Source organism: Sandaracinobacteroides sp. (assembly GCF_057137845.1).
Map to the genome: position 1 here is coordinate 1 of NZ_DBNHFX010000102.1, position 7,479 is coordinate 7,479.

The following is a 7,479-nucleotide window of genomic DNA, read 5'->3' on the forward strand; positions in this document are numbered from 1 at the left end:
TGCTCGACACCGGCATCTGGGACTTCTTCCACCGCGAGGGCGGCACCTCGGCGGCGGGCGTCCCCTATTCCTACGAACTGCTCGACCGCACCGGCTTCTGGGACCGCGATCTGCCGACACTGCGCACACTGACGCAGGCAGGCGGCCGGCTGCCCGCACAAACCGCCGAACGCGTCGGCCGGTGGGCGCAGGCGCGCGGCGTCCGCTTCTTCATCATGTACGGCCAGACCGAGGCCACCGCGCGCATGGCGTATCTGCCGCCCGAACGTCTGGCCGACGCACCCGACTGCATCGGCATCGCCATCCCCGGCGGCACCCTGGCGCTGCAAGGCGGCAACGGCCCGATCACCGCACCCGACACCGAAGGCGAACTGGTCTATCGCGGGCCGAATATCATGATGGGCTACGCAACCGGCCGCGAGGGCCTTTCCGGCGGCCCAGAAATCGAGGCGCTCGGCACCGGCGATCTGGCGATCCGGCGGGCCGACGGGCTGTTCCGCATCACCGGCCGCGCCAGCCGCATGGCCAAGCCGTTCGGCCTGCGCGTCTCGTTCGACGAGATCGAGCGGCAACTGGCCGAACGCGGCCTGTCGGCGGCCGTCACCGGCACCGACGACTTGATTTCCGTGACCATCGCCGGGGCCGTGCCGCCCGGCCTTGCCGCCGGTCTGGCGCAGCAGATGAAGTTGCCGGAAAGCCTGTTCGATGTGGCTGCACTTGATGAACTGCCGCACCTCGCCAACGGCAAGACCGATTATCGCGCGCTTCTGGCCGCAGCAAACGGGCGGCGACAGCAGGCCGCAAACCACGCCGATAGCGGTGAAAGCCCGGTCGCCGCCGCATTCCGCCGCGCCTTCCCCGGACGCCGGCACGACCGCCATGCCAGCTTCACCACGCTCGGCGGCGACAGTCTGGGCTATGTGCAGATTTCGATGGCGCTGGAGGACGCGCTTGGCGATCTGCCCGACGGCTGGGAATCCCTGACCATCGCCGAACTTGAGGCGCTGGCCCGCGCGCCAAACAGACCGCGTGTCCGCCTGCCCCGCATCGACAGCGAAATGCTGCTGCGGGCGATCGCGCTGGTTGCCGTCATCGTCAACCACGCCAGCGACTATCCGGTGGGCGGCGGCTCGGATCTGCTGATGCTTCTCGCCGGCTATTCGCTGGCGCGTTTCCAGTCAGACAGGCTGTTCGCCGGGCACGGATGGACCGTGGTGCGCGACTATTTCATCCGCATCATGCTGCCGTATCTGGCGATACTTGCGCTGTATTCAGTGTTGCGCAAGCCGGTGTCGATGTGGAATTTCCTGCTTGTCGGCAATTATTTCCCGTCGCCTGGCGGGTTCCTTACACCATTCTGGTTTCTGGAAGCGCTGTTCCAGCTCTATCTGCTGACGGCGCTGTTGTGCCTGATCCCCGCAGTGCGGGCGGCAGGCCGCGATCACCCGTTCCGGCTCGGGCTGGGCTTCGTCGGGCTGGCATTCGTCGTCAAGTTCGCCGCGCTCATCGCCTATCCGGAAATCTGCGATGGGCTGGTGAACCGCACCGGCGATGCCTCGCTGGCGTTGTTCGCCGTCGGCTGGCTGATCTGGTTCGCGCGAACGCACGAACGCAAATGCATCGCGGCGGTGGTGGCGCTGCTGCTGGCGCTGCTGACGGCCGGTCTGGTTCCGGAGCTTGCTGTCTGGCCGAACCACAACCCGCTGGTCGGGCAGACGCGCGCCTTGTGGCTGCTGGCGGGCGCGTCGACGCTGCTGTTCCTGCCCCGGCTGCCGCTGCCCGATCTGCTGCGCGCGGCAGTCGCCCGGGTGTCGGGCGCTGGCTATCACATCTATCTGTCGCACGGCGTCATCATCTATATTGCGCTGAACATCTTTCCCGGCGCGCCGCTGATCGTGACGATCGTCAGCGCGATCCTGTCGGGCATTGCGCTGAACGCCGTGATCGCGCTGATCGGCCGGCGGTTAGGTAACAGAGCTTTACCCGATCGGGCTTGACTCGGCGCGCCCCTTCCTCATGCTGAAGGTTCGGGGGCGGAACTGCCTATGAATGCATCGTTGCAACCCTTCTGGTCGGCAGTGTCGGCGCTTGCGCCGCGCACGGGCTTGCCTGCATGAATGCCCACGCGCCAGCCGAACCGCGTGTGCGGCCCGGCGATCGCCCGCCGCCGCCCGGCCTTGGCACCATGCCGCTTTCACCGGAAGAGGAACGCTATGTGCTGGCCGAGCGGCTGACGCCGCAGGTCTATACCATCCCCCGGCTGACACGGATCCAAGGCGCGCTCGATGCCGACCGCATGGCGGCGGCGGTCGATGCGCTGATCGCCCGCCACGCGGCGCTTCGCACCGGCTTTGCCGCCGATCCTGCGGGTCGGTTCGAAAAATATGTCGTGTCCGACAACCCGGCGCGGCTGGAAATCATCGATCTTCCCGGCGCCACGCTAAACGATGTGAACGCGTGGCTGCGCCCCGTTCTGATGGCCAAGCCCGATCTCGGCCCGGCCTCGCTCGGCCGCTATCATCTGGTCCGCGTTCAGCCGGATCTGCACTATTTCAGTTTTTCCAACCACCACAGCATCTCGGACGGCCAGTCCGCCCGCATCGCACTCGAGGAAATCTTCACCCACTATCAGGGGTTGCCGCTGCCAGCCGCCGGCCCGCCCCCGCACGAGGTGTTTGCCGCCGACTGGGCGTCGACCGAGCCGTGCCTGTCGCAACTGGCGTGGTGGGACCGGCAGTTGAAAGACGCGCCGGAACAGGCGGGCCTGCCGCCCGACCTCGACGCGCCCGACAGCCCCGGAATGTCCGCCATCGACCGGCCGCTGTCCGCCGGGGCCGCGCACGCCATGGCGCAAGGTGCCGCAGCGCTTGAAGTGTCCGAATTCACCATCGCCTATGCCGTGACGCTGGTGCTGCTGGGGCGGCTTTCCGGCACGACCGATGTGCTCAGCACGTTCCAGTCGAACGGCCGGCGCAGCCTTCCCACGGCTGCACGCTCGATCGGCGCCTATTCCAACGCGCTGATCGTGCGCGCGCCGGTCGATCCCCGGCAAAGCTTCGCCGCCTTCGCCCGCCAGTTGGCCGGAACGATCCGGCAGTCGACCGCGAACGAACTGCTTCCCTATCACCATGTGATCGCCCGGACCGGCGTTCACCCGCGCTTTGGCGTCAACTGGTTTCCGGCACCGCCCGCGATCGACGTTCCGGGCCTCGTCCTGTCCGACGCCAGCCATGATCTGCGCGAAAGCGATTTCCAGTTGAACTTCCGCTTCCTGCGCGCCGGAACCGACCGGCGGCTGGTGCTGTTCTTCCGCCCGCGCGAACTTTCACATCGGCGGATCGAACATCTGATCGCCCAATATGATGCGCTGGCGCAGGCGCTGCTCGCCCGCCCGGATGAAGCGATTGAAAAAACCCGTCTGATCGCGTTGCAACCGCTGCCGCCTTCCCCCGAAGCCGCCGGGGCGGACGCACCGGCCGCCGCCATCACCGCCGCCTTCCTGTCGCGAGTCAGGGCTGCGCCCAAAGCACCGGCGCTGGTGTCGGCCGATGCCTCGCTTTCCTATGCGGCGCTTGCGGCGCGGGCAGGGGGCGCCGCCGCCGACATTGCCGGGGCAGGCGTTCCGGCAGGCGCACGGGTTGCGATTCTTGCCCGGCGCAATGCGGCTGTCGTCAGCAACCTGCTGGGGGTGTCGGCCAGGGGTTGCGTATTCATCATCCTCGACAGCGCTTATCCCGACGCCCGCCTGTCAAAGCTGCTGCACGAAGCAAAACCGCATGCACTGGTGGTTTCGGCGGCCGACGGCCTGACGGCGCGGGCACGCGCACTGGCGCAGCAGGCGCAGATCCCGCTCGTCGAAACCGATCCCGAACGCGAAGCCCCGCTTGTGGCGGCCGCCGTCGATCCGGCGCAGCCTGCCTATATCCTGTTCACCTCGGGCACCACCGGCGAACCGCGCGGCATCGCGGTTTCGCACCAGCCGCTGGTGCATTTCGTCCGCTGGCAGGCGCGCCGCTTCGCCATCGGCCCGCAAGACCGGGTGACCATGCTGTCGGGCCTCGGCCACGATCCGCTGCTGCGCGATATCTTCACCACGCTGTCGTCCGGCGCGACGCTGCTGGTGCCTTCGCAGGACGACATCCTGTCGCCCGGCCGCCTCTCGCGCTGGATCGAGGCAACCCGCCCCGGCATCTGCCACCTGACGCCGCCACTTGGCGAAGTGATGCTGGCCGGTGCGCCGCAGGACGCGCTGGCGTCGCTCAGGCTGTTGTTCTGGGGCGGCGACATGCTTCGCCCCGCCCTCGTTGATCGGATGCGGGCGGCAGCGCCCGGCGCCGCCCAGGTCAATTTCTATGGCGCAACCGAAACGCCGCAGGCCGTCGCCTTCTTCGCCCTCGACGAACAGCCGCCGACCGGCCAGGTGCGCGCCGTGCCGATCGGCTGGGGCAGCGAAGGCAATGTGGTGCAGGTCGTCGATGCCGGGGGTGCGCCGCTGGGCGCCTACGAACCCGGCGAAGTAGAGGTGTGCGCCCGCCTGCCCGCACTGGGAGCGATCGAAGCAGGCGTCGCCGTCGCGCCGCCCGGCGATGAACCCCGGCATTATATGACGGGCGATCGCGGCTTCCACCTGCCCGACGGCGCGATCCAGCTCGTCGGGCGCGCCGACGATCAGGTGAAGATCCGTGGCTACCGGATCGAGCCATCAGAAGTCGCGGCCGCGCTCGAGGCGCACCCCGCAGTCGCCAGCGCCATGGTGCTGGCCGACGACGACGGCAATCGCCGGCGGCTGGTCGCCTTCACCGTAGATACGCTGGATGAGCCGGGCCGGGCAACGGCATTGGCGGCGTTCGCGGCCGGCCGGCTGCCCGCCTATATGGTGCCCGAGCTGTTCATCACTCTCGACCATGTGCCGCTGCTTCCCAACGGCAAGCTCGATCGGGCAGCCCTTCGCGCCCGCATCGCCGCGCATGATGCGGGCCGCCCCGGCCCGGCCATGTCGCCGCCGACCGACGCCGAGCAGCAGTTGATCGACGCCTGGCAGCGCGTTCTCGGCCGCTCCGACATCACCGCAGACGACAGTCTGGTTTCGCTGGGCGGCGATTCCTTGAGCTATGTGAACCTCTATCTTGCAACCGAGGACGTGCTTGGCGCGGTGCCGGATGGCTGGCAGGTGATGGGCGTGCGCCAGCTTTGCGCGCAGCATCTGCGCCCCGGCCGCTTCTGGCGTCCGGTCGATTCCTCGATGCTGACGCGCGCGATCGCGATCCTGATCGTGCTTGCAGAACATCTGGCGCTGATCCCCTATGTGGCGGGCGCGACCACGGCGCTGTTCCTCGTCACCGGCTATCTGTTCGGCGGCCTGCAACTGACGACGGCCTTCCACCGCCGCAGCGTCGCGCCGCTGGTGCGGATGATGGCGAACCTGCTGATCCCGGTGCTGGGGTTTTCGGTGCTGCTGTATCTGGTGAAATCCGCGACGGGGCGCGATCCGCACATCTCGATCCTCACGCTCACCGGCAACTTCTTCGATTATCGCAACCCCGATACCGGCGGGCGCGAATTCTACCTCTGGTATGTCCATGCCATGGTGCAGATCCTGTATGCCGTGCTGGTGGCGACCTGGCTCGCGCTCAGGTTCGGTAGGCCCGGCCTCGACCCATGGCGCTTTTCGATGTCGCTGTTCCTTGTCGGCGTCGTGTTCCGGTTCGCGCTGCCGCTGGTGCTGCTGCCGGGCTTTGCCACCGAGGGTGCGCCGCTGCTTTCGATCTGGTCCTATCTTCCGACCACCCATTTTCCGACGGTGATGCTTGGCGTGCTGGTGGCGCTTGCCGATTCGCAGGCCCGGCGACGGATGCTGGCGTTCGTCGTCGTCGCCTATGGGGTGGCGCAGTTGCAGTTCTTCCCCGGCTGGGGCGGAATATACACGCTGTGCTTCGGACTGCTGCTGCTGTTCGTGCGGCGGGTGCCGCTGCCGCGCATGATGTCGGCTGTGCTGCTGCCGGTTTCGGGGGCGTCGCTGTTCCTGTATCTCACGCATTTCCAGTTCGCGGCACTGCTGCAACGGGCGGGAATCCAGCTGCCGGCGCTGCATGTGCTGGCGGCGGTCGCCGGCGGCATCCTGCTGTGGCGGCTGTATTCCTGGCTGGCGGCGCAGGCGATGGGCAGGCTCCGCCGCTACATCGCCGACGCCGACGATCCGGCCTTTCCGGCGGCAGTCTGACGCGGGCATCGGCTTGCCATTCCGGCCCTGCTGCCGCATGGGGCAGGCATGGCTGAACCCTATCTGATCGAAGGCCGCACCGGGCCGTTTGAAGTCGTCCTTGGCCTCGAAGTGCATGCGCAGGTGGTCTCGCGCTCGAAGCTGTTTTCGGGCGCCTCGACCACTTTTGGCGGCGAACCGAACAGCCAGGTCAGTCTGGTCGATGCGGCAATGCCCGGCATGCTGCCGGTGCTGAACGGCGAATGCGTGCGCCAGGCCGTGCGCACGGGGCTGGCGCTGGGCGCGCAGATCAACAAATGGTCGCGGTTCGACCGCAAGAATTACTTCTACGCCGATCTGCCGCAGGGCTACCAGATCTCGCAGTTCCAGCATCCGGTGGTCGGCGAAGGCGCGCTGGAAATCGAAACCGGCGAAGGCGAACGCCGCACCGTCGGCATCGAGCGGATCCACCTCGAACAGGATGCCGGCAAATCCGTCCACGACCTGTCGCCGACTGCCTCCTACGTCGATCTCAATCGTTCGGGCGTCGCCCTGATGGAGATCGTTTCGAAGCCGGACATGCGCTCTCCGGCCGAGGCAGGCGCCTATGTGACTGCGTTGCGGCAGATCCTGCGCGCCGTCGGCAGTTGCGACGGCAACATGCAGGAAGGTTCGATGCGCGCCGACGTCAACGTCTCGGTGCGCCGCCCCGGCGAAGGCCTTGGCACCCGCTGCGAAATCAAGAACGTCAATTCGATCCGCTTCATCCAGCAGGCGATCGCCTATGAAGCCCGACGTCAGGTCGAGATCATCGAGGATGGCGGCGCCATCACGCAGGAAACCCGGCTGTTCGATCCCGATCGCGGCGAAACCCGCTCGCTGCGCTCGAAAGAGGACGCGCACGACTACCGCTATTTCCCCGAGCCGGACCTGCTGCCGCTGGAGCTGACCGAGGATTTCATCGCCGAATGCCGCGCCAGCCTGCCCGAACTGCCGGCCGCGCGTCGCAGCCGCTATGAAGCCGACCTCGGGCTGTCGGCCTATCTTGCCGGCGTGCTGACCGCCGATACCGACATTTCCGACTGGTTCGAAGCGCTGATCGCCGATACCTCCAGACGGCAGGGGACGACCGCACGGGCCGTTGCCGAAAAATCCGCCAACTGGATGACGGGCGAACTGTTTGCGGCGCTGAACAGGCTTGGCCTCGAAGTGGCCGAAAGCCCGGTGACGCCAGCGCAGGGCGGCGAACTGCTGGCGCTGCTCGCCGACGGCACGCTTTC

The 7,479-nt window shown here is 67.4% G+C and carries 3 protein-coding genes; all 3 read left to right on the top strand.

Annotated features, from left to right (window positions below; translation table 11 throughout):
- A partial coding sequence (locus tag AC16JP_RS05175; protein WP_484339537.1) for an AMP-binding protein occupies positions 1-1,997 on the top strand: 1,997 nt, incomplete at its 5' end.
- Positions 1,998-2,113: 116 nt separating this feature from the next.
- Entirely contained in the window at positions 2,114-6,220 is a 4,107-nt protein-coding gene (locus tag AC16JP_RS05180) for an AMP-binding protein (RefSeq protein WP_484339538.1), read from the top strand.
- 48 nt (positions 6,221-6,268) lie between these two features.
- Positions 6,269-7,479 (top strand): Asp-tRNA(Asn)/Glu-tRNA(Gln) amidotransferase subunit GatB (gene gatB, locus AC16JP_RS05185; RefSeq protein WP_484339539.1); only part of this gene is annotated, 1,211 nt, incomplete at its 3' end.

Coding starts and splice junctions, on each gene's coding strand:
- AC16JP_RS05180 (WP_484339538.1), top strand. CDS start 2,114: ATGAATGCCCACGCGCCAGCCGAACCGCGTGTGCGGCCCGGCGATCGC.